The sequence below is a fragment of the Deltaproteobacteria bacterium genome (assembly GCA_013151915.1).
Classification (GTDB): Bacteria; BMS3Abin14; BMS3Abin14; order BMS3Abin14; family BMS3Abin14; genus BMS3ABIN14.
Genome location: JAADHJ010000033.1, coordinates 97,414 through 120,561, shown reverse-complemented (window position 1 = coordinate 120,561; position 23,148 = coordinate 97,414). Strand labels below are relative to the sequence as shown.

The 23,148-nt window shown below is 55.6% G+C and carries 23 protein-coding genes; 7 read left to right on the top strand and 16 right to left on the bottom strand.

The window, feature by feature from the left end; translation table 11 throughout:
- Positions 1-350: 350 nt before the first annotated feature.
- Complete coding sequence (locus tag GXP52_07185) at positions 351-653, top strand: hypothetical protein (GenBank protein ID NOY87070.1); 303 nt, start codon at positions 351-353, stop codon at positions 651-653.
- A 107-nt stretch (positions 654-760) separates the two neighbouring features.
- Here the strand turns inward: GXP52_07185 and GXP52_07180 are convergent, their stop codons facing one another.
- From GXP52_07180 to GXP52_07170, 3 genes are read right to left on the bottom strand one after another with little or no spacing between them, the layout of a single operon-like run.
- Positions 761-1,003 carry a sulfurtransferase TusA family protein gene (locus GXP52_07180; protein ID NOY87069.1) on the bottom strand — a complete coding sequence of 81 codons (243 nt, stop codon included), beginning with the start codon at positions 1,001-1,003 and terminating at the stop codon, positions 761-763.
- 16 nt (positions 1,004-1,019) lie between these two features.
- Positions 1,020-1,505 carry a hypothetical protein gene (locus GXP52_07175; protein NOY87068.1) on the bottom strand — a complete coding sequence of 162 codons (486 nt, stop codon included), beginning with the start codon at positions 1,503-1,505 and terminating at the stop codon, positions 1,020-1,022.
- Between the two features lie 17 nt (positions 1,506-1,522).
- Positions 1,523-2,692 (bottom strand): cysteine desulfurase, encoded by a 1,170-nt coding sequence (locus GXP52_07170; GenBank protein ID NOY87067.1) that lies wholly within the window; start codon positions 2,690-2,692, stop codon positions 1,523-1,525.
- 364 nt (positions 2,693-3,056) lie between these two features.
- Here GXP52_07170 and GXP52_07165 point away from each other — a divergent pair, with 364 nt between their 5' ends.
- Genes GXP52_07165 through GXP52_07150 form a run of 4 tightly spaced genes read left to right on the top strand, consistent with a single transcriptional unit; the run spans position 3,057 to position 7,650 of the window.
- Complete coding sequence (locus tag GXP52_07165; GenBank protein NOY87066.1) at positions 3,057-4,985, top strand: PAS domain S-box protein; 1,929 nt, start codon at positions 3,057-3,059, stop codon at positions 4,983-4,985.
- Positions 4,986-5,013: 28 nt separating this feature from the next.
- Entirely contained in the window at positions 5,014-5,337 is a 324-nt protein-coding gene (locus tag GXP52_07160; GenBank protein ID NOY87065.1) for a cupin domain-containing protein, read from the top strand.
- 6 nt (positions 5,338-5,343) lie between these two features.
- On the top strand, positions 5,344-6,480 hold the full coding sequence (locus GXP52_07155; protein ID NOY87064.1) for an aminopeptidase P family protein: 1,137 nt from the start codon (positions 5,344-5,346) through the stop codon (positions 6,478-6,480).
- A complete protein-coding gene (locus GXP52_07150; protein NOY87063.1) occupies positions 6,481-7,650 on the top strand; it encodes a DUF362 domain-containing protein in 1,170 nt (389 codons plus the stop codon).
- Between the two features lie 28 nt (positions 7,651-7,678).
- Here GXP52_07150 and moaA read toward each other — a convergent pair whose 3' ends face one another.
- The 4 genes from moaA to tatB form a co-directional block, all read right to left on the bottom strand.
- Positions 7,679-8,683, bottom strand: coding sequence for a GTP 3',8-cyclase MoaA (gene moaA, locus GXP52_07145; GenBank protein NOY87062.1), 1,005 nt, complete (start codon positions 8,681-8,683; stop codon positions 7,679-7,681).
- 92 nt (positions 8,684-8,775) lie between these two features.
- A complete protein-coding gene (locus tag GXP52_07140; GenBank protein NOY87061.1) occupies positions 8,776-9,843 on the bottom strand; it encodes a hypothetical protein in 1,068 nt (355 codons plus the stop codon).
- The gene (gene tatC / locus GXP52_07135) at positions 9,812-10,591 is read right to left on the bottom strand and encodes a twin-arginine translocase subunit TatC (GenBank protein NOY87060.1); all 780 of its coding nucleotides are present in this window, start codon (positions 10,589-10,591) and stop codon (positions 9,812-9,814) included. The genes GXP52_07140 and tatC overlap by 32 nt, the downstream gene beginning before the upstream one ends.
- Entirely contained in the window at positions 10,584-10,961 is a 378-nt protein-coding gene (gene tatB / locus GXP52_07130) for a twin-arginine translocase subunit TatB (GenBank protein NOY87059.1), read from the bottom strand. Before tatB ends, tatC begins: the two co-directional genes overlap by 8 nt.
- Before the next feature lie 179 nt (positions 10,962-11,140).
- On the opposite strand from tatB, the gene nadA reads away from it, so the two are divergent.
- Positions 11,141-12,055, top strand: coding sequence for a quinolinate synthase NadA (nadA, locus tag GXP52_07125; GenBank protein NOY87058.1), 915 nt, complete (start codon positions 11,141-11,143; stop codon positions 12,053-12,055).
- On the opposite strand, the gene moaC is transcribed toward nadA, so the two are convergent.
- Together moaC and GXP52_07115 are read right to left on the bottom strand one after the other, a co-directional pair.
- Positions 12,052-12,543: a cyclic pyranopterin monophosphate synthase MoaC gene (gene moaC, locus GXP52_07120; GenBank protein ID NOY87057.1), complete on the bottom strand. Its 492-nt coding sequence runs from the start codon at positions 12,541-12,543 to the stop codon at positions 12,052-12,054. The two genes, nadA and moaC, sit on opposite strands and share 4 nt — an antisense overlap.
- Positions 12,544-12,545: 2 nt before the next feature.
- Positions 12,546-12,887, bottom strand: a complete 342-nt coding sequence (locus GXP52_07115; protein ID NOY87056.1) for a PilZ domain-containing protein — start codon at positions 12,885-12,887, stop codon at positions 12,546-12,548.
- Between the two features lie 294 nt (positions 12,888-13,181).
- Between GXP52_07115 and GXP52_07110 the strand changes: the two genes are divergently transcribed.
- On the top strand, positions 13,182-15,152 hold the full coding sequence (locus GXP52_07110; GenBank protein NOY87055.1) for an FAD-dependent oxidoreductase: 1,971 nt from the start codon (positions 13,182-13,184) through the stop codon (positions 15,150-15,152).
- Between the two features lie 153 nt (positions 15,153-15,305).
- Here GXP52_07110 and GXP52_07105 read toward each other — a convergent pair whose 3' ends face one another.
- The 7 genes from GXP52_07105 to GXP52_07075 are packed head-to-tail and all read right to left on the bottom strand — an operon-like array spanning position 15,306 to position 22,970.
- The gene (locus tag GXP52_07105; GenBank protein ID NOY87054.1) at positions 15,306-15,599 is read right to left on the bottom strand and encodes an RNA-binding S4 domain-containing protein; all 294 of its coding nucleotides are present in this window, start codon (positions 15,597-15,599) and stop codon (positions 15,306-15,308) included.
- Positions 15,599-16,513, bottom strand: a complete 915-nt coding sequence (locus tag GXP52_07100) for a hypothetical protein (GenBank protein ID NOY87053.1) — start codon at positions 16,511-16,513, stop codon at positions 15,599-15,601. Before GXP52_07100 ends, GXP52_07105 begins: the two co-directional genes overlap by 1 nt.
- Entirely contained in the window at positions 16,513-17,490 is a 978-nt protein-coding gene (locus GXP52_07095) for a hypothetical protein (GenBank protein NOY87052.1), read from the bottom strand. Before GXP52_07095 ends, GXP52_07100 begins: the two co-directional genes overlap by 1 nt.
- A gap of 22 nt (positions 17,491-17,512) precedes the next feature.
- Positions 17,513-20,899 (bottom strand): transcription-repair coupling factor, encoded by a 3,387-nt coding sequence (gene mfd, locus GXP52_07090; protein NOY87051.1) that lies wholly within the window; start codon positions 20,897-20,899, stop codon positions 17,513-17,515.
- A gap of 1 nt (position 20,900) precedes the next feature.
- Positions 20,901-21,380, bottom strand: coding sequence for a D-glycero-beta-D-manno-heptose 1-phosphate adenylyltransferase (gene rfaE2, locus GXP52_07085; GenBank protein NOY87050.1), 480 nt, complete (start codon positions 21,378-21,380; stop codon positions 20,901-20,903).
- On the bottom strand, positions 21,377-22,339 hold the full coding sequence (locus GXP52_07080) for a hypothetical protein (protein ID NOY87049.1): 963 nt from the start codon (positions 22,337-22,339) through the stop codon (positions 21,377-21,379). The genes rfaE2 and GXP52_07080 overlap by 4 nt, the downstream gene beginning before the upstream one ends.
- 40 nt (positions 22,340-22,379) lie before the next feature.
- Positions 22,380-22,970 carry an SIS domain-containing protein gene (locus GXP52_07075; protein ID NOY87048.1) on the bottom strand — a complete coding sequence of 197 codons (591 nt, stop codon included), beginning with the start codon at positions 22,968-22,970 and terminating at the stop codon, positions 22,380-22,382.
- Positions 22,971-23,148 lie beyond the last annotated feature (178 nt).

Genomic DNA, 23,148 nt, shown 5'->3' with positions numbered 1-23,148 from the left:
TGATTCATGCGCAGGTGTGTCGGTGGGGATGGACCGCCTGGCCATGCTGCTGCTTGGGACCGGGGATATAGGCCGGGTGATTTTTCCGTGAACTCCGCTTGCCGGGCAAGCATTCAACCCTTGGCGTTTGAAGTTTGGGGTTGAACCTTGATAGGGTCGCAAAAAGTCCATTTATGGTTTTTTGCTCTACGGAAAGCGAAAAGCGTCATTTTTACTTTCCTTACAAATCAACAGCTTGCGATGCAAGTCATTGATTTGGGCGCCCATCAGTGGGCGCAATGATAACTTTTTGCGAAGTCATCAACCTTGAACCTTGACCTCGGACTTCGGGATAGGATCCATATAAGACCATGAAGAATGTAGGCCGAAAGGATGATTACATCCTTCAGGAGCTTTTGAACCTGGCCTTCCGGCTCGATATCCGGATTCGGAGAGAGGCGTTGGGTGACGATGAAGCTCCCGCGAAAAGCGGCCTGGTCTATCTGGAGGGTAAACCGGTCCTCTTCCTGGACAGGCGCCTGTCCGCCTCCGCTTCTGTGGAGGTCCTTGTACACGAGCTGGCCCCCTTCCCGCTGGATGGCGTTTACGTAAAACCCGCGATCAGGGAGTTGATGGAACACCGGACATCCGGGGGCAGAGAACACACGGAATAAACCTGATGGACCTTTTCTAACAGGGATGAAGGGGATGGAGGGGATAGGGCAGACACCGGAAGCGCAGAAAACCTGAAATATTTGAAGTTTAATCTTTGCGAGTTCGGTCAGGCCCCTTTCCGGATGTAGATCTCAAGCAGTTCTCCGTCCCGGGTGCATTCCAGAAAGGTGTTGCCGGTCTTGCGGCTCCAGGCCCTGAAATCCTCTTCCGCGGCATCGTCGGTGGAAATGATCTTCAGGACCGCTCCGTCCGCCATCCGGGCCATCTCCTCGGAGGCCTTGACTATCGGCATGGGGCACCAAAGGCCGTAGCAGTCCACTTCCCGGTCAAACGCTGTTTTCTGGGTCATATCCGTCTCCCGCAGGTCAGATAAAAAGCTGGGTATGGCTTCCTTCAGCTGTCTCAAGGAAGGACGCCACCCCGGCCACCCGATCCACCTCATCACGAAGGTCCTCCCTGTTTATCCCCATGACAGCCATGGATGTGCTGCAGGCGATAATCTCGACGCCCATGGTCTTTGCCTGTACGAACATCTCCTCTATGGACGGCATGCGGTATCGGCGCATGAGACCCTTCATCATCCATCGCCCGGCTCCCAGAAAATTAAAGCGGGAAAGTGGACGTCCGTCTCCCCCCGGGAGCTGGAGAAGCTGAAACAGTTTCTGGGGTATTAATCCGCCCGAAATCCGTTTTTTCCGAAGGAGGTTAAGTCCCCAGAAGGTACAGAAAATAGTCACGGGGGTGCCGGAAGCGGCCGCTCCCAGGGCGATTGTAAGGGCCGCGAGAATCCGGTCCATTTCCCCCGAAAAGAGGATGAGGGCGACCCCGTTCTTCTTCCTTTCTTCGGTCAAATGAACCACCTCCTGGATTATTTTCCCGCTCGTCTGCCCAACGGAGAAATGCTGCGCAGCCGATTGGTAATGTCCGGAAGGATGTCAAGAACCTGATCCACTTCCCCGGCGGTATTTCCCTTGCCCAAGGTAAAGAGAACGGATCCCTGGGCAAGTTCCGGCGGCTGCCCCATGGCGGTCAGCACGTGGGAGGTTTTGAGGGCCTTGGAGGTACAGGATGAACCGGTGGATGCGCTTATCCCTTCCATGTCCAAGGATAGGATAATCGATTCTCCCTCGATATACCGGATGCCGAAGGCGGCGTTACCGGGAAGCCTTTGGATGGGATGGCCGTTAAGTTCCACCTCCGATACCTTTTCCAGAACACCCTTGATGAGATGGTCCCGAAGATTGGAGGTGAAAGAACTCCACTGCGCCTGTTCTTCCGCGGCTATTCGGGCGGCCTCGCCGAAACCCACCACGGCCGGGACGTCAGTCAGCCCCGCCCGCCGTCCTGCCTCCTGAACCCCTCCCAATAAAAGAGGCAGCATGCGGGTTCCCTTACGGACATACAGGGCCGCCGCGCCCTTGGGGCCGTACAGCCCCTGGGCGGAAAAACTCATCATGTCGACCCCCAGGTCCTGAACGTCCATGGGAATCTGTCCGACAGCGGCCATGGCGTCGGTATGGACCGGGATGCCGGCCTCCCGGGCTATGTGAGCGATTTTACGGATGGGCTGAATGGTCCCTATCTCGCCGTTGGCGTACATGATGGAGATCATGACAGTCCGGTCGTTAATGGCGGCCTTGACATCCTCCGGGTCCACCATGCCGTATTTGTCAACGGGAATAACCCTGGTCTCGATGCCCTGCCCAGACAGGCTGCGGGCCGTGTTGAGCACACTGCTGTGTTCCACCGCGGATACGATGACCTCGGCCCCGGCGCGCCTTGGGCAGCAGGCTGTGCCGGTCACCGTTGTGTTGTTGGATTCAGACCCGCTGGAGGTAAAGATGATCTCCTTCGGGCTGCAGTTTATGAATGAGGCCACCTGGGTCCTGGCCTGCTCAACGGCGGCCAGGGCTTCCTGTCCCGTGGAGTGTACGCTCATGGGATTTCCGAATCGTCCCCTGAGAAACGGGAGCATGGCCTCTAACACGCGTGGTTCCAGGGGTGTTGCCGCAAGATGATCCATGTAAACGGTTTTCAACGTTAAGTGCCTCCCATATTTCCTATGCGGATTTACAATCAGACTCCAGCGCCAAGGATAGATATCCTTACTTGTTTTGTCAACTATTGAATTCTACTCTTGTCGGAACATGCCGGCCTTCGCATAAAACTTCCCTCTTCGCCAAGGCTTCGACACGGCAGGCAGTGGATATTGGACCCGTCTTCGTCCTGCGAACTACGCCGCGGCAAGTATTGGACGTTGGGTCCGGAACAGGGCCTGAGATCGAAATGAAAAAGAGTCCTTGAGAATAATACGAAAGCTCAATATGATATCATTTTACTTTTAACCGGTGGGTAATTCCTGTCAGGATTGGGGTGGATTATGGTATTTCAGAGTGTTTTCAATGAGTAAAAAAGCTTCCGGGGGTAATCCAGAGGAAAAGGCGGCCTCCCTCGATGAGGAATATTTCCGTTCCTTCCTGGAGAACAGTCCGTTACCCGTCTTTATTATCAATGTGGAGAACCAGGACCCCAGCCGGCACAGGTTCCTTGCAGCCAATGCTACCGCAAGAAACCGGTATGGTTACTCTGAGAAGGAGTTCCGATCCTTAACCGTTATAGACCTTCACCCCGCTGAGGAAAAGGCAGAGGTCCTGAAGGCAGCAAGGAAGGCCGACGCAATATTGTCCGGTCAGGTTCAGAATTCTTTTTCGTTCCACCACATCCTGAAGGATGGCACAACAGTATACGTTCAGGTCAAGGGTCACCCGGTTCGCTATCTCGGCCGCCGCGCAAGATTGGTCATTGTGCATGATGTCACCGAACAACACGAAGCTGCAAAGGTCCTGAGGGAACGGGAGGCCCAGTACCGCCTGATGTTCGAGACACAGACCGACGCTGTCATGATCTTCAACAGAGACGGCTTCATGGTGGATGCCAACCCGGCCGCCAGGAGAATGTACAGGTACAGGAAGGACGAGATGCTGGGCCTTCACATGAAGGATCTGGTCCATCCGGATCACCATCACCTGTTTGAAAAAATCAGACGCACCCTTCAAGGGGGTAAAACATTCAGGGGACAATCTCTCGATTGTCGTAAGGATGGTACCTCCATGGAGGTGGATATCCGGGTTTCGACCATGATTTATTCCGGCGAGCCTCACGCTCTTGTGGTGGCCAGGGATATCACCGGAACAAAGGTCACGGAAAGACAGCTCCGAGAGTCGAGAGACCATTTAAGCGCCCTCTACAAGGCCTCCCCGGACATGATTTTCCTGCACGATGAGGAGGGGAAGGTTCTCGATGTCAATAGAAATGTCCTCAGGGAATACGGGATAAGAAGCGTGCAGGAGTTCATCGAAACAGACCCGGGTGAGTTGATGGGGGAAGGCTGTTTGCCGGAGATGGCGTTTGAACGTCTGAAAAAAGCCCTTTACGGAGAAAATCAGCAGTTTCAATGGACTGCCAGGCGTCTGGACGGAAGCGAGTTTCCGGTGGAAGTGAGGCTCCGCGGAATGAACCTGCCTGCTAGGGAAAACAGGAAGAGACGCTGCGTTATCGGCGTAGTGCGGAACATTTCGGACCTGCAGGAGGCGGAAAGGTCGCTTACGGAAGCATACGAGAAACTGGAGCGGAAGAATATGGATATGGAGTCATTCCTATATTCCGCGGGCCACGATCTGAGGACACCCCTGGTCAGCATAAAGGGGTACCTTGAGCTTCTCACGCGTTCGGCAGACGGAAGACTAAGTAACGATGAAAAACAGATGTGCGCCAGGATCAACGGCAACATTGACCGTCTTGATAACCTCTTGAAAGATCTTCTTCAGCTTTCCCGGATCGGGGTAATGGATGGGAAACCGCAAAGACTGCGGATAAGGTCCGTTGTGAACAGGATACTTGAAGGTGAAAAGGAAAGCGTCTGGTCCCTTCCCGCCGAGGTTGACATTCAGAAAGATATTCAGGACATCTTCCTCCACGAGGTCCACGCCTATCAGCTTTTCAGGAATCTGATCTCAAACAGCCTGAAATTCCAAAGCGATCAACGTCCCCTGCGAATCGCCATCGGGTGTTCTCCGGAAAAGGACAGTACAGTCCCGAAAGGACATAGCATATTCTATTTCAAGGACAATGGAGTCGGGATAGTCAAAGAAAACCACGATATGATATTCAGTCTTTTTTCCCGACCGAAGGATAGCAGCGCGGAGGGAGCAGGCGTCGGCCTGGCTATTGTCAAGCGGGTCGTAGAGGAAGGAGGCGGGGAATTGTGGGTCGAGTCGTTACCTGGAAAGGAAACCACCTTCTACTTTTCTCTGCCGGTCTTCGCCGATTGAGGGAGTGAAACACGAAAGGAGAAAACCCATGACCCGTTCGTTGCCCGAGGAGATAAAAACCAATCCCGAGATCGACGTTTCAATTGATGGCATCCGCGGATGGAAAGTAGGTGGGTCGGAAAGTCTCGTCGTCTTCTTCGAGATCCAGCCGGGAACCGTCCTGCCGGAGCATTCCCACTGTTTCCAGTGGGGGTTTATCCTCGATGGGGCTATTGAGCTCACCATAGGCGGGGAGACGAGGATCCACCGGAAGGGAGACAGCTACACCATCCCCGAGGGAGCCGTTCACTCCGGCAGGATTCCGGAGGGTGCTCTGGCCATGGACTACTTCGCGGACCCGAAGAGATATTGACCGGAAGTGAAATCACCATGTGAAACAGCGGTCTTTCCCCTCTTTAACTTCGCCGAGAGCAACAATAATGCGGACCAGTTCTACCTGTCCCGTTTTCTTTGCTCCGATCCCTTCGGTGTGCTTATTGCGCCTTCCGGCCACACCACGGTCTGGGTTTCGGACATGGAGCTGGGGCGGGCTGAAAAGGAGGCCAAGGTCGACTCCATCCTTCCATTTTCCATGTACAGGAAAAATGGCATATCCCCCACTCGGGCCATGGCCCGATTTCTCAAGGACCATGGCGCAGGGAGGACACGGGTTCCGCCGGGTTTTCCGCTGGGTTTGGCCAGGGAACTGGAGGTGGAGGAGATTTGTCTTGAGGTAGACGGAGCGGACATCAGCTCGCGCCGGAGAGCCAAAACGGCCGGAGAGATAGAGGCCATCGAATCGGTCCAGAGGCAGGCCGAAAAAGCCATGGAATATATCCGGTCCACCCTGGCCGGTTGCCCTGTGTCGAGAGGTATCCTGCAGCATGAGGGAAGGGACCTGACGGCCGAACGCCTGAGATCCCTTGTGGATGTTTATCTCCTCGAAAGGGGGCTGGAGTCGACCAGCGAGATTATCGCGCCGGGCCGTGGAGGCGCTGATCCACACTGGGGCGGATCGGGCCCCATTCATGCCGGTGTACCCATTGTGGTTGATCTGTTCCCCAGGGACAGCATCACCCGTTACCATGCCGACATGAGCAGGACCTTCGTGGTTGGCCGCGCCTCGAATGCGGTTCGCCGGATGCACAATGCCGTAAAGGAGGCGCAGGACGTTGCCTTGGAAAGGCTGAGGCCCGGCGTCAATCTCTCGGAGGTCCATACGGCCGTATGCGAGGTTTTCAAGCAGCGGGGGTTCGGCATCCCGGAGCCGGGCAGGCCGCTGCCGAGACGGGGGTTTCTCCACGGTACCGGGCACGGTCTTGGGCTGGACGTCCACGAGGCCCCATCGATTTCCTCAGGCCCGGACCGATTTTCTCCGGGCGACGTGGTGACGGTCGAACCAGGGCTTTACGACAGAAGGGTCGGGGGTGTCCGTATCGAAGATGTGGTTGCTCTGACCCCCGGCGGGGAGGTGATTAACCTTACCCGGTTCGACCGGGAACTGGAAATAGTGTAAATGGGGTCAACGTCCAACATTGTGACCCCGATTCCCGTATCTCTCGTCCGGTGTCCTGACTACGAACCCGGCCGTGTCCGGCGATCCATCCGGGAAGCCCTTGGGTCGCTGGGGGGGATGGAGACGTTGGTTTCCCCGGGACAGAAGGTGCTTCTCAAGCCCAACCTCCTACAGGGAAAACCTCCTGAAAAAGCGGTTACAACCCATCCCGAAATAGTCCACGCCGTAGCCCTGGAGATTATGGATGCCGGAGGTTCTGTGTTTCTTGGGGACAGCCCGGGATCGGGGTCGCTGGCGTCGGTACTCTCGAAAAGTGGGATCGCAAGGGTCATCGAAAGGCTTGGGATCGAGGTTGTCCCGTTCGGGACCCCGACGCCGGTATCCGTGCCTGAAGGCGGTGTCTATCATTCCATTGAACTTGCCGGGGAGGTCTTTGAATTTGATCTGGTTGTTAATCTCCCCAAGCTGAAGACACATGCCCAGATGGTTCTGACCCTGGCGGTAAAGAATCTTTTCGGAACAGTCGTAGGCGCGGCCAAACCGTCCTGGCACCTGAAGACGGGGGATGATGACCATATGGCTGAACTGTTGCTTGATATCTATCGGACCGTTGCCCCCAGGCTGAACATCCTTGACGGCGTCCTGGGAATGGAGGGCAATGGACCCGGTTCCGGCGACCCAAGGGAGGTAGGATTACTGGCGGCCTCTCCTTCGGCCCTGGCCCTGGACATGATCGTGTCATCTCTCCTTGGGGTGGGCCCGGCGGAAAACCCGGTGCTTCGCCGGGCCATGGGAAGAGGTCTACCCGGATCTCTTCCGGAGCAGGTGAGGATGATCGGGTTATCCCCTGAAGAGGCATCGGTCGATAATTTCATCCTGCCGGCCAGCTACACCAGGGTGGATTTTTCTCTGCCCGATTTTATTTCCGGCCCGCTGAAACGATCCTCCTCTTCCTACCCCGTTCTGGACCCGGCGGTCTGCACAACCTGCGGTATCTGCGAGGAGACGTGTCCGGTAAGCGCCATCTCACTTTTTGACGGCGGGGGAGGGAATGTGGACAAAAACAGGTGTATCAGTTGCTTCTGTTGTCAGGAGATGTGCCCGGAGGGGGCGATCCGGCCGGTGCCGGGCAGGTTGCTTAAACTCCTCAGGCGGCTGGGGGTGGCATAAGGAGCAGTGCGGCGTTCGGCTGACTCAATCATCCGCCGATATGACTCATAGTCCTTGCGCAAACGGATGGAATAAACTCCGACGTGATTCCATGGCCACGGGGTTTTCCCCGAATGGCTTCCCGAATGGTTTTAAGGATCTCCCCATCGGTGGCCGGACCGCGAAGAAGAGGAATAAGGTCCGTCTCATGGTCAGAGAAAAGGCATGTCCGCAGTTTGCCGTCCGCGGTCAGGCGCAGGCGGTTGCAGGTTGCGCAGAAGTGGGAGGAAACAGGGGTGATGAACCCGATCGCCCCTTTGTGGCCGGGAATCCGATACCTCGTGGCCGGTCCCGACCCCTCTCCTCTGTCCAGCGGTTCCAAGCCTCTGAAGGATCGGCGCAGTCTCGACGCGATTTCCGCGGCCGTGATGACTCTGTCGCGATTCCAGAAACCGTTGGGACCCAGGGGCATGAACTCTATAAACCTGACCTCCCAGTCCCTGTCCAGGGTCAGGCCGGCAAAATCCTCCAGTTCATCGTCATTAAAACCTTTCATAAGGACCACATTGACCTTTACCGGGCGCAGCCCCGCCCGGCGGGCCGCCTCAAGGCCATCCAACACGGTCTTGAGATCGTCGACCGACCTTGACCCCTGGGGGTCGGTTATCCAGCTGAACCTTTCCGATTTCAGTGTGTCAAGGCTGACGTTGACTCTGGATAATCCTGCCTTCTTAAGGGATTCAGCATATTTTCCCAGGAGAATGCCGTTCGTTGTAAGGCTGAGATCCTTGATGCCGGGGATGGATGCAAGGGATGACACCAGATGATCCAGGCCCTTTCGCACCAACGGCTCTCCTCCGGTCAGCCTGAGACTGCTCACCCCGTAAGGGGCCAGGACCCCGGCTGTTCGGACGATCTCCTCGTAGGTGAGAACCTGGCTGTGAAGCAGGCAGACGAAATCGGCCGATGGGATGCAATAGCGGCATCGAAGGTTGCAGCGGTCCGTCACCGATACTCTCAGATAACGGATCCGCCTGTTGTCGCTGTCGATCAGGCCGGTTGCCGACACTCCCGTTTTCTCCTTTAAAAAGCTCGCCTTTGGCGAGGCCGAATGATAAATCAAAGCCACCGCGATCGCGGAGTGTTTTACAGCATCACTATCCTGCTTTTAAGGATCAGGATTTCAAAAGTGATGGATGCTTTCCTCATAATGCGGGCGAGATATTCGATCTCATCATCGCCTAACCTGCGTTGCCAGGAAAAGCCGATCGTTGCCGCAACGGGATGCTTTTTCAGTACCAGCGGACAGACGATCACCTCCAGGGGAATGTCTGTGGATATTTCCCCTAACCATGGGTTGGATGCAAAAACACCGGCACCCTCTCCCCTTTCAATTTCCCGGGATTGACGTACCGAATCGAGGATTCTGGCCTGATCAATCCCCAGCCTCCAACTGCCGAAATCAAATGGCGGGGTGATTTTGCCGCCTGCCATCCACCCTATGGCCGTGTCCCCTTTCAGGAGAAGGATGAACAGGTCATCCATTACCTGGAGGCCTGCCCGGATAACGGTCTGCGCGACATCATCCCTGGTGCCTACCGACCAGAACATACGGTTGAGGTCGGACATGTCCAGGGGTTCGGCGGACTTGATCCCGGTTTCCGTGAGTTCCTGTTCTTCCAGAGAAATGATGTCCTTTTTCCCGAGCGTCCGGATGGCTTCGGGCTCCGCCTTAATTTCCGCCGGGGCCTGCGCCGTTCCGGTGGATATGAAGCGCGCTTTCCTCCTGATGCCGAGATAACGCTCCAATGCCTGGGTGATGCGCAGTTCGGTGGCGACAACAGGATCTATGACCTTGTTGGTGCGGAACGAAACCTCGTCGATGACATCAAGACGAGTTGGGTCGGTCATGGCAAGGGTCACACGGTTTTTTTTCGCACTGATAGGGATAATAAGGTGCTTTTCCAGGAGGTATTTGGGAATGGAATCCAGGACATCGCGGGGAATATTTTCGAAATACCGATTTTCGGGATAGGGTACCCTGTGCTGGTCCGCCAGCATCTTCAAAACGGCGTCCTCCCGAAGAGCGCCCATCTCCATGAGGTTGGTTCCAAGGCGGCCACCGAAGATGACCTGGCGTTGAAGTGCCTCACTGAGTACCTTCTTCGTGATCAGGCCCCTTTCAACCAGCAGGGTGCCCAGGTTCTTCCTCATCCACCATATCTCCCTGACTGTCCGTTAAGGGTTTCTTCCCGAAGACACGGGCGACAATTACGCTGATCTCAAACAGAATGATCAGAGGACCGGCCATCAACAGTTGAGTAAAGACATCGGGAGGGGTCAACGCCGCGGCCGCGATAAAAGCTACCACAATAAAATAGCGCCGGTTCTTCGTCAGGGTTTTGTGGGTTATGAGACCGATCCTGGCAAAAAAGAACGTGATGATCGGGAGTTCGAAAATCAACCCGAAAGCCAGGAGGAGTTTAGAGACAAAGGCAAGGGCCGACGACAGGGTTGGTCGGGCGGTTGCGCCTCCTATGGAGTACCCCAGCAGAAACTTGAAGGCGAAGGGGAAAACAACGAAATATCCGAAGAGGGCCCCCGACAGGAAGCACAGCGTGGAAAAGATGACGAACGGGATGACCATCTTTTTTTCTTTGCTGTAGAGACCGGGAGCGACGAACATCCAGAACTGGTAAAAAATAATGGGTAAAACAAAAAATCCCCCCGCCAGGATCGAAACCTTTATGGAGGTGAAGAAAGCTTCCGTAGGATTAATATATTGGAGGGTTTCACCGTGCTCACGAAGGGTGGAAATTAAATCCTTGTGGAGAATATCGAAAATTCTATCGCTGAAGGCATAGGCTATGAGGAATCCGATAGCCACGGCTATAAAGCAGATAATCAATCGCCGCCGCAGTTCCTCGAGATGGACGGTAAAGGGAAGCTTCTGATCAGGCATCCTTGCCTTCGTCATCAAAATCCCCGCCCTCGATCTCGTCGAGGGAATATGGGGAACCCTTATCCTCAGGCACCGCTTCAGGCGGTGTTTCAGGCGGTGCTTCAGGCGTGGTGGAGGCAGCGGCCTGGTCGTCGCCTTCTCCGTTTTCCTCATCCTTCGGTATCAGGTCGGGATATTTTTTGACGAGGTCCTTGTGCTTCTCCACTTCCAGGTCCTTGCGTACGGTCTCCTGAAGGTCGTCAGCTGCTTTTTTGAACTCGGCAAGGCCCTTCCCCAGGGTTTTGGCCAGTTCGGGGAGACGTTTCGGACCGATGACGATCAGAGCGACCACCAGGATGATGAGTATTTCCTGCATTCCCATGCCGAGCATCGCCAGTACCTGACCTTTCCTCCCCGATAACGATCCCTGAACGCGTTTCTGCCAAGTGGGCCGTTTTTCTGAAACTCGGGGCCTGAAGCCGCTGTCAGGCTAACCCGCTTGGATTCAAAGGGATTTATATGTTATTTAATATACACTGTCAACGAACCCCCAATGGAGGCGCTACAGATATGGATCAGCTCCAATCGGAGATCAGGGAACTTGTCAGGAAGCGGCGGGCTGTGCTGCTGGCGCATAATTATCAGAGGGATGAGATTCAGGAAATCGCCGATCACACCGGAGATTCACTGGGCCTTTCCCGGATTGCGGCCTCTTCGGATGCCGAGGTTATCGTCTTTTGCGGCGTCCACTTCATGGCCGAGTCCGCGGCCATTCTTGCGCCGGAACGCACCGTCCTGCTTCCCAGGCCGGAGGCCGGCTGTCCTATGGCCGACATGATTACCCCGGAAGATGTGGAGGAAATGAGGCGGCGTTACCCCGGTGGTACCGTTGTCGCGTACGTCAACACCTCGGCGGCCGTCAAGGCCCGAAGCGATATTTGTTGTACATCAGCCAATGCCGTGAAGGTGGTTTTGTCCCTTCCGAAGTCCGAGGATCCCATTATTATGATTCCCGATCAGAACCTGGCCCGGTACGTTGCTTCCCAGGTGGACCGGAAGATTGTCTGGTGGGATGGTTTTTGCCCCATTCACCATCGATACAGGGCCGAGGACGTTCTTAAAGTCAAACGGCTTTATCCGGAAGCGGTATTTGTCGCCCATCCTGAATGCAGGCCTGAGGTGCTCGAATTGGCGGATCATATAACCAGTACGTCGGGGATGTATCGATTCGCCAGGGAGACCGGGGCGAAAGAGGTTATCGTCGGTACAGAGAAGGGTGTGCTTTACAGAATGCGCGGGGAAAACCCCGACAAGACCTTTATTCCCCTCTCCGAGGAGATGATCTGCCCTAACATGAAACTGACGACGCTCGAGGATGTCCGGGATGCACTGGTGACCATGGCGCCTGTGGTGAGGGTGCCGGAGGATATCAGGATCAGGGCTGTCATGGCCTTGGACAGGATGCTGGCCGCGCCACGGGATTAGTCTGCATCATACACACCGCTTTTCCCGCCATCTTTGAATACCAGGCGGATGTCTGTGATTCTGATACCCCGTTCCACCGATTTGAGCATATCGTAAATCGCGAGAGCAGATATCGATACGGCGGTCAGGGCCTCCATTTCCACGCCCGTTTTACCGTGGGTCGATGCAGTAGCTTCGATGCGAATGGCAGGCAGTGTCTCGTCGGGGGTCAGGTCCAGATACAGATAATCGAGCCCGATCGGGTGGGTCAGCGGGATAAGGTCGGAGGTTCTTTTACCCCCCGTGATCCCCGCGATGCGCGCCACGGCCAGTACGTCCCCCTTTGGGACATGGCCGCTGATAACGGCCTGAAGAGTGTCGGCGGAAAGGCGCACTTCACCACGGGCCACGGCGGTTCGGCGAGTCGGTTTTTTTTCGCCGACGTCCACCATGCGGGCCCGCCCCAGGTCGTCCAGGTGGGTGAGGGGACCGCTGGCGAAAAGTGTCATTTTCACTCCTCGTTGAGAAACCGGGTGATAATTACGCTGTCCCCATCAGAGAGGTCGATGAAAGATATTCCAAGACCGAAATGGCCGTTGTCAAGTTCCCGCTGGTGAATGATTTTCCCCCTGGCCTTGATGACATTGCCACGAACCCCGAGGGTTACCTCCACCTCTTCACTGGTTGAGGGCAGGGGGGCCGGGATTTCAAGGAGAATGCCTCCCTCGGAAAGGTCAAGGGTCCTGCCGGCTATCTCCAAATCGGTTCGCCCTTTTGTGTCTTTATGGGAAAAGGAAACCAGGTTCAGCGATTCGAGACGTTTGAGGCGGTCAACATATTTTCTTTTGCCCAAAATATCTCCCCTCGTTTCAGTCCGGCATTGGTCTTCGGCATGGTTAATTGGCATGAATTACGGGATAAAAACCGTCTTACATTAGCTGAACCGATACCATATTTTCCTATATATTGCAAACAGTTTGCCCGTTTCCTTTGACTTTCAGAGGGGTATTATTTATAGTCAACAGGTTTTTTCATGGGACACGAGTGTTCCATGTTTCCACTTTCATTTCAAAACCGGTAAATTGAGGCCGATTCCGTCTCCCATGGCAGATAAGATAATTTTTCCTGAAATCAATGGCGGGAAGCCATGAAAGAACAATCCTCGATGACCGAAGGATATAGGGAATGCCACATCTGCGCCGTAAAGAACAAAATGCGCGCTCGCAGGTGTTTCTACTGTACGGGAAACCTGGGCCTGCGTGACAGGATGTACTTTGAAATCAAACAGCGCCGCCGAAGAAAAAGGGCCCCCTACCTTTCAGCCATCGTCCCCGGGGCTGGTCACTGGTACACCGGGAGGCGGTATGTCGGTACATTTTTCATGGCCATGGCGCCCCTGGCGGTTGGTCTGGTCATCGCCACCTATTCCCCATGGAACTGGGGGCTTGCCATCCTCTCCGTTGCCATCTTTCTGGTATGGCTCCTTGCCCTGGTCGATTCCCGGAGGGGGTCCCACCACTTTCAAGCACCCTGCCAGGCGGCCTGTCCGGGCAAGGTGCCCTGTTCCCAATATGTTCACCTGGCCGCGGAGGGAAAGGACAAGGAATCTCTGGAACTGGTGGAGGCTGTATGCCCTTTTCCAGGCACCATCGGCAGGATATGTCATCATCCATGTGAAACGGACTGCAATCGCGGCAAGGATGGAGAGCCTGTTGCCATCTGCGCGCTGAAACGTTTCGTGAATGATCGTACCGAGCGGGCCTTCAATTTCTACAGGCGGGAAATCGAGGCTGCTCCAGTCTCTTTGGGCCACAGAATCGCCGTGATCGGCGCCGGCCCTTCGGGCCTGAGCGGCGCGCTGTTCCTCCGTATCCTTGGGTTCAGGGTTGCCATCTTCGAGGCCGGGGATTTTGGGGGAGGCACACCCGCAATCTTTGTCCCGGGCTATCGTCTGCCGCAAGAGGTCTACCGTTCGGAGGTGGAACGAATACTGGACCTTGATCTTGACCTTAACTTCGGAAAGGCAATTGGCAGGGATTTTTCCCTGAGGGACCTGCAGGAACAGGGTTTTTCCGGCGTCTACCTCGCCCTTGGAGCCATGAGAGCCATCGGTCTTCCTCACACCGGCGAGGAGAGAGAAGGATTCCTCGACGGGAGGGCGTTCCTGGAACGCGTCGTCCGTGGCGATGTGGTTAAGCTTCCAGGAGATGTTCTCGTTGTTGGGGGCGGCAACGTGGCCATGGATGTTGCCAGGTCGGCGGTCAGGTGCGGAGCCGGCAAGGTCCGGATCATCTGTCTGGAGAAAAGACCCGTTCCCCGCGAGAAACAATTTCACTACTTCAAGAATGAGTGGCGGGAAATAAAGGCGAAGGCAACCGGTGAGATCATGCCGGCGTGGCCGTGGGAGATAGATGACACCCTTGAGGAGAAGGTTGAGATAATCGGTGGAGGTTCGACGGTCTCATTTGACATTGAAGGGGGCCGTGTGGCTAAAGTCCATTGCCTGGAAGTTGAGCGAATAGATACGGATGCCAGGGGAAACCTCCTCCCGGTCCTTAAGGAGGGATCGGACTTTACGCTGAAGGCTGACTGGGTTATCACGGCAGTGGGTTCGACCCCCGATTACTCTTCAAGCGGAGGACGCCCCAAAATGAAGTTTCTTTCGGATACAGTTCCAATCGCCCTGCTTCGCAAGCCCGAGGGCTGCACCTTCCCGGTGCTCGTCGGCGGCGACTATGCTACGGGCCCGGCTTCGATCATCGAAGGGATTACCGCAGGGAGAGAAGCAGCCATGTATCTGTACCAAAGAATCGTAGGTGAACCGAAGATCAGCATCCGTTATCGGAACAGAAGGATCATGCACCCATGGCCTAACTACCCGGACAGCTTGAACAAAAGGCAAAGGCGCCGACAGTTCGTGAGTAAGAAAGCACGGGAGACAAAATCGTTTGACGAGATCTATGGGGGATTTGCGGAGATGAGCGCAAGGGAGGAGGCCGACCGCTGCATGAGGTGCGACTGGCCCCTCATGAGGGAATCGAAAGTCAAGAGGTTCCTGCGTTCCGACGATCCTCTGAAGGATGAGGGGGAAGATGTCGAAAGGAACTCAAAGCTATAGACGATCCTTACCCTGTTAAACCCTCTTTTAAAACCCTGCCTGTCCTGAGCTTGCCGAAGGGTGGAGCAGCCTGCGAGGGGCTGCACTGTGTTAAGAGTTTGTTTTTCACCAATTATGGTCTTCATCCAGGGACCTTTTTCAGGGGAGAACTTTCTAGAAGAGTTCTTCCTCCAGTCTTTTCGTCGAGATAATTTCGTGGCAATTCCGGCCCCGCCTGGCGTCAGCCGGTATCTCGGTTACCTCCACCAAAAGCAGCTGCCTGGCATATCGGATTTCAATACGGTTGCCCACAAAAACGGCTTTTCCTGGAGGGACCGGTCTGCCATCAATTTTAATATGGCCGTTTTTGCAGAGAGTGGCCGCAAGGGATCTTCTCTTCACCAGGCGGGATCGCTTAAGGTACAGGTCAAGGCGAAGGCGTTCAACCGGGGGAGTCATCATTATCATTATTGCTCGTCAGGAAAGATCTCGACGTAATATTTCTCCCGAAGTTCCTTGAGCCATTTCTTTACCTCAGGTTCTCTTCTGTTCTCTTTCCACTTTTTGATGAGGTCCTCGCGCACGTCAGCAAAAGACGGCGGCTGAACAGTTTCCCTTTTGACAAGTTGAATCAGGTGAAAACCCGCCGATGTCCGGACCGGGCCACCGATCTCCCCGGGATGCATCTTTTTGATCACCTTCTCTAGTTCCGGTAGAAGTTCCCCTTCGCCGAAGGTCCCGAGATACCCTCCCTTGGCGGCTGTCGTGGCATCCTCGGAGAACTCCGCCGCAGCCTCTTCGAACGGTTTCCCACTTTTTATCCGGGCCAACAGTTTGTCCGCTTTCTCTCTGGCCCTGTTTACCTCCAGGTCCGGGGCGTTCTTGTCCACCGCGAAAAGGATGTGGCGAACCGTGACGGAACTGGTCTCCCGGAACTTCTTCCGATACATCTTCCTGATATCCGCTTCGTTAACCTTAAGCCGTCTGCTCACAGCCAGTGACACTGCCCTGGATGCGGTGACCTGATCCCGGACCCCGTCCATGAAGGTTTTCATGGTCACTCCCTGTTGTGACAGAGTCTCCGAAAACTGTTTTTTGGTCAGGTTGTTCCTTTCGCGGATAGAGGTTATGATGTCTTTCAGTTCACCGTCATTTATCCTGACCCCGTTGTCGGTGGCCCATGCGAGGATGAGGCGTTGTTTTACCAAAGCCTGTAACGCCTCAGGAAAAAGCAGGTTCCGGTTTTCCGACTGAAAATTGCGCACATCCCGACTGGTTATGGCTGATGGTCCAACCCTGGCGACGACCCTATCGCCCGCGTTGGCGGCAACGGAAAATAAGAGGAGAACAGCCATACTGGAAAGAAAGCTTTTTCTGAACACTATTGCGATTCCTCGAGGTTGTCGGGATAGATCGTTATCTGGGCATCCTTTTTCAGGGAATCCAGCCACTCGTGAAAAAATGATTCCTGCCTTGACTGAAAGATGTCCTTCCTGATCTCCTCAGCCGCGTCTTTAAGGGGGAGCGTATGGGGTGGAATTCGATCCTCCACCTTGAAAATATGAAAACCGTATGGGGAATGGACCACCCGGCTGATGGTGCCGACCCGATACCGAAAAACCACTTTGTCAAACTCCTCGGGCATCTGTCCTTTTGCGAAAATGCCAAGATCACCCCCCTGTTTGGCATCGGGGCTCAGGGAGAACTGCTCGGCAAGCGTGGCGAAATCCTCCCCACGAAGCAATCTCGCTCTCAGGGATTTGGCCTCTCCTTCGGTGGCCACAACAATTTGCCGCGCCCTTACCATGAGAGGGAGTTTGAAATCTTTTTTATGGCTGTCGTAGTATTCCTTAATGTCATCGTCACTGACGTGGATAACGCTGTCCACCTCTTTTTCTATGACCTTGTCGATAAGCAGTTTTTCCTTTCGGTCCGCCTTCCATTCGTCAAGCTTCATCCCGATCTGTGTCAGGGCCTCGTCTAGGGTGTCCTTTGGATAATCCTCCTTGAGAAGGTTGATCTCCCTGTTGAGTTCATCGTCGGTTACGGTCAAATTCCGCATACGCGCTTCCTGCAGCAGCAGTTCGGTTTCAATGAGTTTATTCAGGAAACTCATTTTGAGCTCTTTTGCGGCGGCGGCGTTTTCCTTCCATGGTAAATGAAGGCGGTTTGCGAATCTGTCGAATTTCGCCTGAAAGGCTTCAATGGTGATGACTTGACCGTTAACCGAGGCAACCGGTTTTTCTGCGGGTCCGGCTGGAAGTGGCGACTCCGGGCGGTTTACCGCGAGGAAAAAGATGCCGCCGGCCAAAGCTGCAAGTAAGAAAATCGAGAGGATTACAATGGTTTTTCTGTTCATAGGGCAGGTTATTATCAGATCGTTATAGGGACCGCAAGGTTTCCTTAAGATACCCTATGCGATCTCCCGAACTTTCCATGGCGGAGACATCAAGCCTGAGTGTGGTCGGCGGCATGAAGGCAAGCCGACTGTCGGCGGAAAGCAGGCCAAGAAGGGCGTCCGGAGATATCCTGGCCTGAGGATGAAAGGTGACAAGGTAATAGCTTCCTGCCACGTCTATGCGTTCCACCCTGAGTCCTCTGGCAGGAATGAGAACCTCCATCCGGGTGAACAGGCCGAGAACCTCTGTCGGAAGCTTCCCGAAACGATCCGCGGTCTCCGCCCGGAGATCTTCCAGCTCGTCTAAGGTTCCGGCACTCGCCAGCCTCTTGTAAAGGGTAAGGCGTTCCCCAACGTCGGGCAGGTATTCCTCTGTGAGAAGGGCGGGAATCTCCAGGTGGATAACGGGTTCCACGGGATCTTCCGTAACCTGTCCGGTTGTTTCCCTGACGGCCCGCTCCAGGAGTTGGGAATACAGGTCGAGGCCCACCGCACCGATGTGCCCGGACTGTTCCTGTCCAAGGAGGTTGCCCGACCCGCGTATCTCCAGATCGTAGGACGCGAGTTTAAAGCCTGATCCCAGGTCAGTCAGATCCCTGAGGCCTGCGAGGCGTTTCCTGGCCTTGGATGTCAGCGATGATTGGGAGGGGATGAGAAGGTACGCGTATGCCAGGGCCGCGGAGCGTCCGACCCTACCACGGAGTTGGTAGAGTTGAGCCAGACCGAAACGATCAGCCCGGTTGATGATGAGTGTGTTGGCGTTGGTAATGTCGAGCCCGGATTCAATAATGGCCGTGGTTATCAGAACATCCAGCTCCCCCTTGAGGAAGCGGACCATGACCTTTTCCAGTGCGCCCTCCGCCATCTGGCCGTGGGCCATTCCCAAACGGGCGTTGGGTATGAGCCTCTGAACCATATCCCTGAATGCCACAATACTCGCAACCCGGTTGTGAACGATATATACCTGCCCTTTCCTTGCCATCTCCCTGACCACCGCGTCCCGGATCAGGTCCTCGTCGAAATGTCGGATTTCCGTATGGATCGCCTTGCGGTCGGCCGGAGGGGTGTGGATAAGAGAAAGATTCCGGATGCCGGAAAATGCCTGGAACAGTGTTCGGGGAATGGGAGTGGCGGAAAGGGTCAGGACGTCCACTGTCTCCCGCATCCTTTTCAGTGCTTCCTTGTTTTTAACCCCGAAACGATGCTCCTCGTCGATAACCAGCAGGCCCAGGTCCTGAAATTCTACATCCGTGGACAGGAGGCGGTGTGTCCCGATAACGATATCCACGACACCCTTCTTAACGTCCCTGAGGATGCGCTTCTGGTCTCTGGGGGATACGAAGCGGCTGAGGAGACCGACGGTAACCGGAAACGGCCCGAGACGCTGGGTGAAGTTCTCGTAGTGCTGTTGGGCCAGAACTGTCGTCGGAACGAGGACCGCCACCTGTTTACCTCCGAGAACGGACAGAAAGGCCGCCCTCAGGGCGACCTCTGTCTTCCCGTATCCCACATCCCCACATACAAGACGGTCCATGGGATGGGGCTGCATCATGTCGGAAATGACCTCGTTGATGGTCCTCTCCTGATCGGGTGTCTCCGACCAGGGAAAAGAGGCCTCGAACTCCCTGAACATGGCGTCGGGTTCCGGGAAGGATATGCCCGGAGCGGCCTGCCGTTTGGCCGCCATCGCCAGCAGTTCGTCAGCCATCAGTTTCAAAGACCGGCGGACCCGGTTCTTTGCCCGTGTCCAGGCGGCACCCCCGAGTTTGCTGAGTGCGGGTGGATTCTCCGATGAACTCCGGAATCGCTGAACCCGGTTCATGTCCTCAACGGGTACGTACAGGGAGTCCCCTCCGGCGTAGGCCAGATGGAGATAGTCGTCGCTGGATTTCGCAACCTCCATCTGTTTTAGTCCCAGATATCTACCGATCCCGTGTTCGATGTGGACCACAAAATCACCCGGAGCAAGAGACCCTATGGGGAGGTCCCATTCCGGGAGAAAAGGCCGCCTGGATTTATGTCTTTTGACCCGACCGAACAGGTCCGAGTCGCTGATGAAGCCGATTTTTCGCCCGGGGATGGAAAACCCGCTGGACAGGGGAACGCTCACCACATTAATGCCCTGCCACTGTTTCAGCCCATCCGTTGTCGTCCGTCTGTTGATCTCCCGGCTGATGCCGGAAAAAAGCGCAAGTATCCTGTCAGCGGCCCCGTTGGAATGGGCGGCAATGACAATTCGATCATACCGGCCTTCCTCGAGAAATTGTCCCAATTCACGGAATCTGTCCGGCTGGGACGAGGGTGCACCGGGTGGCAGAAGGGGCGGACATCTGTAGGAACGGCTGTCCCCGCAGTCGAAAGACCGGATCTGCAGAATGTTGTTACGGTTAAGATCTGCCATAACCGCCTTCGGGTTGGCGTAGACCTTGTCGGGAGAAGGGGCTTCCTTCGAGTGCCGGAGGCCGGCGGAGGCCATGAAATCCTCCATCCCACGGAGGATCTCCTCCGGTTCCAGAAGGACAACGATGCATCCCGGGGAAAAATGATCCGTCGGGAGGCTTTGGATTCCGTAAATAGTCGGAAGAAAATTGACAATACCCGGAAAATCCAGGCCCTGATCCCATGGGATCAGGGCCCTCTCCCGTTCCCTGGATGAAAGCCCCTGAGCCAGGAGAAGATCGCTGAGGCGTTTACGGCCCCGGGAAAGGATCTCAGGGGTTCGCAGGACTTCCGTCACAGGGAGCACAACGGCGGTATCCACCTGTTTCAGGCTGCGCTGATTCTCAGTGTCGAAGGTCCGGATGGACTGCACGGAGTTTCCCCAAAGTTCAATCCGCACGGGAAACAGGTGTCCGGGGGAAAAGATATCCAGAATACCACCTCTCACCGCCATCTCGCCCAACTGGGAGACCGAAGGCACCCTTGTATATCCCAGGGTCGACAGATTCTGAAGGGCCGGTTCCCGGTCCATGTCCTCTCCGGAGTTGATTGTCATGGAAATATGGGCCAGCAGGTCTGGAGGGATGGTGGGTTGGAGGAGAGCCGGAGCGGGAATTACTATCGGCGCGGCACCGGACCCCGCTGCGAGAAGACAACTGATTCTAAGGGAGGATCGCTCAATGTCGGGGAGCATCCTCTCGTATGGAAGCGCTTCCTCCGGAGGAAGGAAGCCGACATTGCGTCCGGGCAGGAAGAAGGAGAGATCATCCCTGAAGGTTCTGGCCCTTTCGTCGTCCGGGGTAACGATGACAAGATGGTTCGGATCCGGAAGGGAAGCGGCCAGACAGGCTGCGGCCGGGAGGCCGAGGCCGGAGATGGACGAAACCCTGCGCTGATCAAGATCCTCCAGGATCTCTGTGAGAGGAAACATCCTAGGAATCGGCGTCGCTGATACGATCGATGATGTCCGATGTGGAAATCCCGGGGTAAAAGGGAAGACTGTAAACCTCGCCCCCGTGAGATTCTACGAATTCACGTCCGATGATATCTTCCACGGACCAGTCTCCACCCTTGACCAGTACGTGAGGGATCACCACCTTGACCAGTTCAAGGGGAGTCGATTCTGAAAATGGAACCACCGCGTCAACCCATCTCAGGGAGAGGAGAACCTCCGCTCTCTCGGCTTCAGTAAGGATAGGACGGCCCGGTCCTTTGAGTCTTCGGACGGACTGATCCGAGTTGATCCCAACGACCAGGATGTCACCCAGGTCCCTGGCCTGTTTAAGATATCTCGTGTGTCCCGGATGGAGCAGGTCGAAACAACCGTTCGTAAAAACGATCTTTCTCCCCTTGGCCCTCCAGTCCGCCGCTGCGCGGGAAATGGACTCCATGGTATAGAAGCCTGGTGTCATTCCATGAGTTCCTTAACCGTGGCCAGGAGAAGGGGAAGCATTATCTCGTGATGGCCGACGAGTGAGTACCCTTTCCCGGATTCTGAGGTGGGGCGCTGCACAACATTGACCCGGGGCCGATAGTGCTGAACAAAATCCATGTCGACGGTTGTCAGGTTGGCGATGGGATTGCCCAGATTGCGTGCGAGAGAAAACGCCTTGAGAAAAATCTCGGGAATAATGACAGCGGACCCAAGGTTTATGAATACACCGTCGTCCAACGCAGCTACCTGTCGTGCGAAGAGGCGGAAGTCGCTCAAGGTCGCCGCTCCGGTGGATGCACCGTCGCAGGAAGGGTGCATATGGATAATATCCGTGCCGATGGCCACGTGAACCGTTGCCGGGATAGTGCACCGATAGGCCGTTGCGAAGATGCTGGAAGATGTGTGGGGAAGCATTCCTTCCTCTATGAGGCGTCCCACGGCAAGACCGATCCCCTCGTTGACCTTGGTCCCATCCCGGATAGCGCCGTTCAGGGCGGTCGCGGTTTCCTCAGCCATCCCGAATAGCCCGGAACCCAGCGCCGCCCCGACATCCTCGGATGTCCTTCCGAGAAGTGCCAGTTCATAATCGTGAATGATTGCGGCGCCGTTGGTGGCGATTCCGGTGAGAATCCCGGATTCCATGGCGTCGGCAAGGAGAGGTCCCAATCCGACCTTCAGGGGGTGGGCGCCCATGCCGAGGAGTACCCCCTTTCCGTCGCCACGCGCGCGTACAATGGCCTCGGCCACCTCCTGGAAATCCCTTGATGCCAGGATTGTCGGCAACCCGTTTACAAAATCCGATAGATACGATTTCCCGAGATAAGGGGTGCCCAGCTCTCCGGAACTCACCTTGCAATCCCTTGTGAACACCGAATAGGTCTTCAGGCCGGAAAGGTCAAGGTCCGCCAAGGGGGTCTTTTTATATGAACCACTCATAATTGTCTTGTGATAGGCCGGAGGCCTTTCAGTTCCATTTTCAGGCCTCCTGCCGGGCGAAAAGCCGGATCTCAATAAGTTCGGCAATGATATGGAGGATCAGGTGGTGGACCTCCTGGATGCGGGGGGTGGATGTGTTATCCACATTGAGGCAGATGTCGCATAGAGGGGCCATCCGGTCGCAGTCGGCCCCTGTAAGTCCCACGGTCAGCATGGATCGGGTGTTGGCGCTTTCCAGAGCACGGAGGATGTTGGGGGACGCGCCACTGGTGGATATGGCCACCAGTGCGTCGTTTTCCCGGCCCAGGGCCGCCACCTGTTTGCTGAATACCTGTTCGAAGGAATAGTCGTTTGCGATGGAGGTGAGGACGGAGGAGTTTGTGGTAAGCGCCAGACAGGCCAGAGGATGCCTTTCCATGAGGAAGCGGCCGACAAGCTCGGCGGAGAAGTGCTGAGCATCCGCCGCGGAGCCTCCGTTTCCGGCCACAAGGATCTTCCCGCCCTCACTGAGAATTCTGGTCAGGCTGCGGGCGGCGTAATCTATTTTTCCGGCGGCCGATTCGCAGTATTCCTGCTGGGTCTGAGCACTCTCGCGACCCCTTTGCCTGATCAGATCCTCGAGTTTCTTCATCCGGTTGTTCTCTCCCGCCCTTCCGTTTCGCGCCCCGCCGGTATATCTCTATTTATAGGGTCGTAAAAAGTCCCTTAATGGCTTTTTACTCCACGGAAAGCGAAAAGTGTCATTTTCACTTTCCTCACAAATCTTCGATTTGGGCGCCCTTCAGTGGGCGCGTTGATGACTTTTTGCG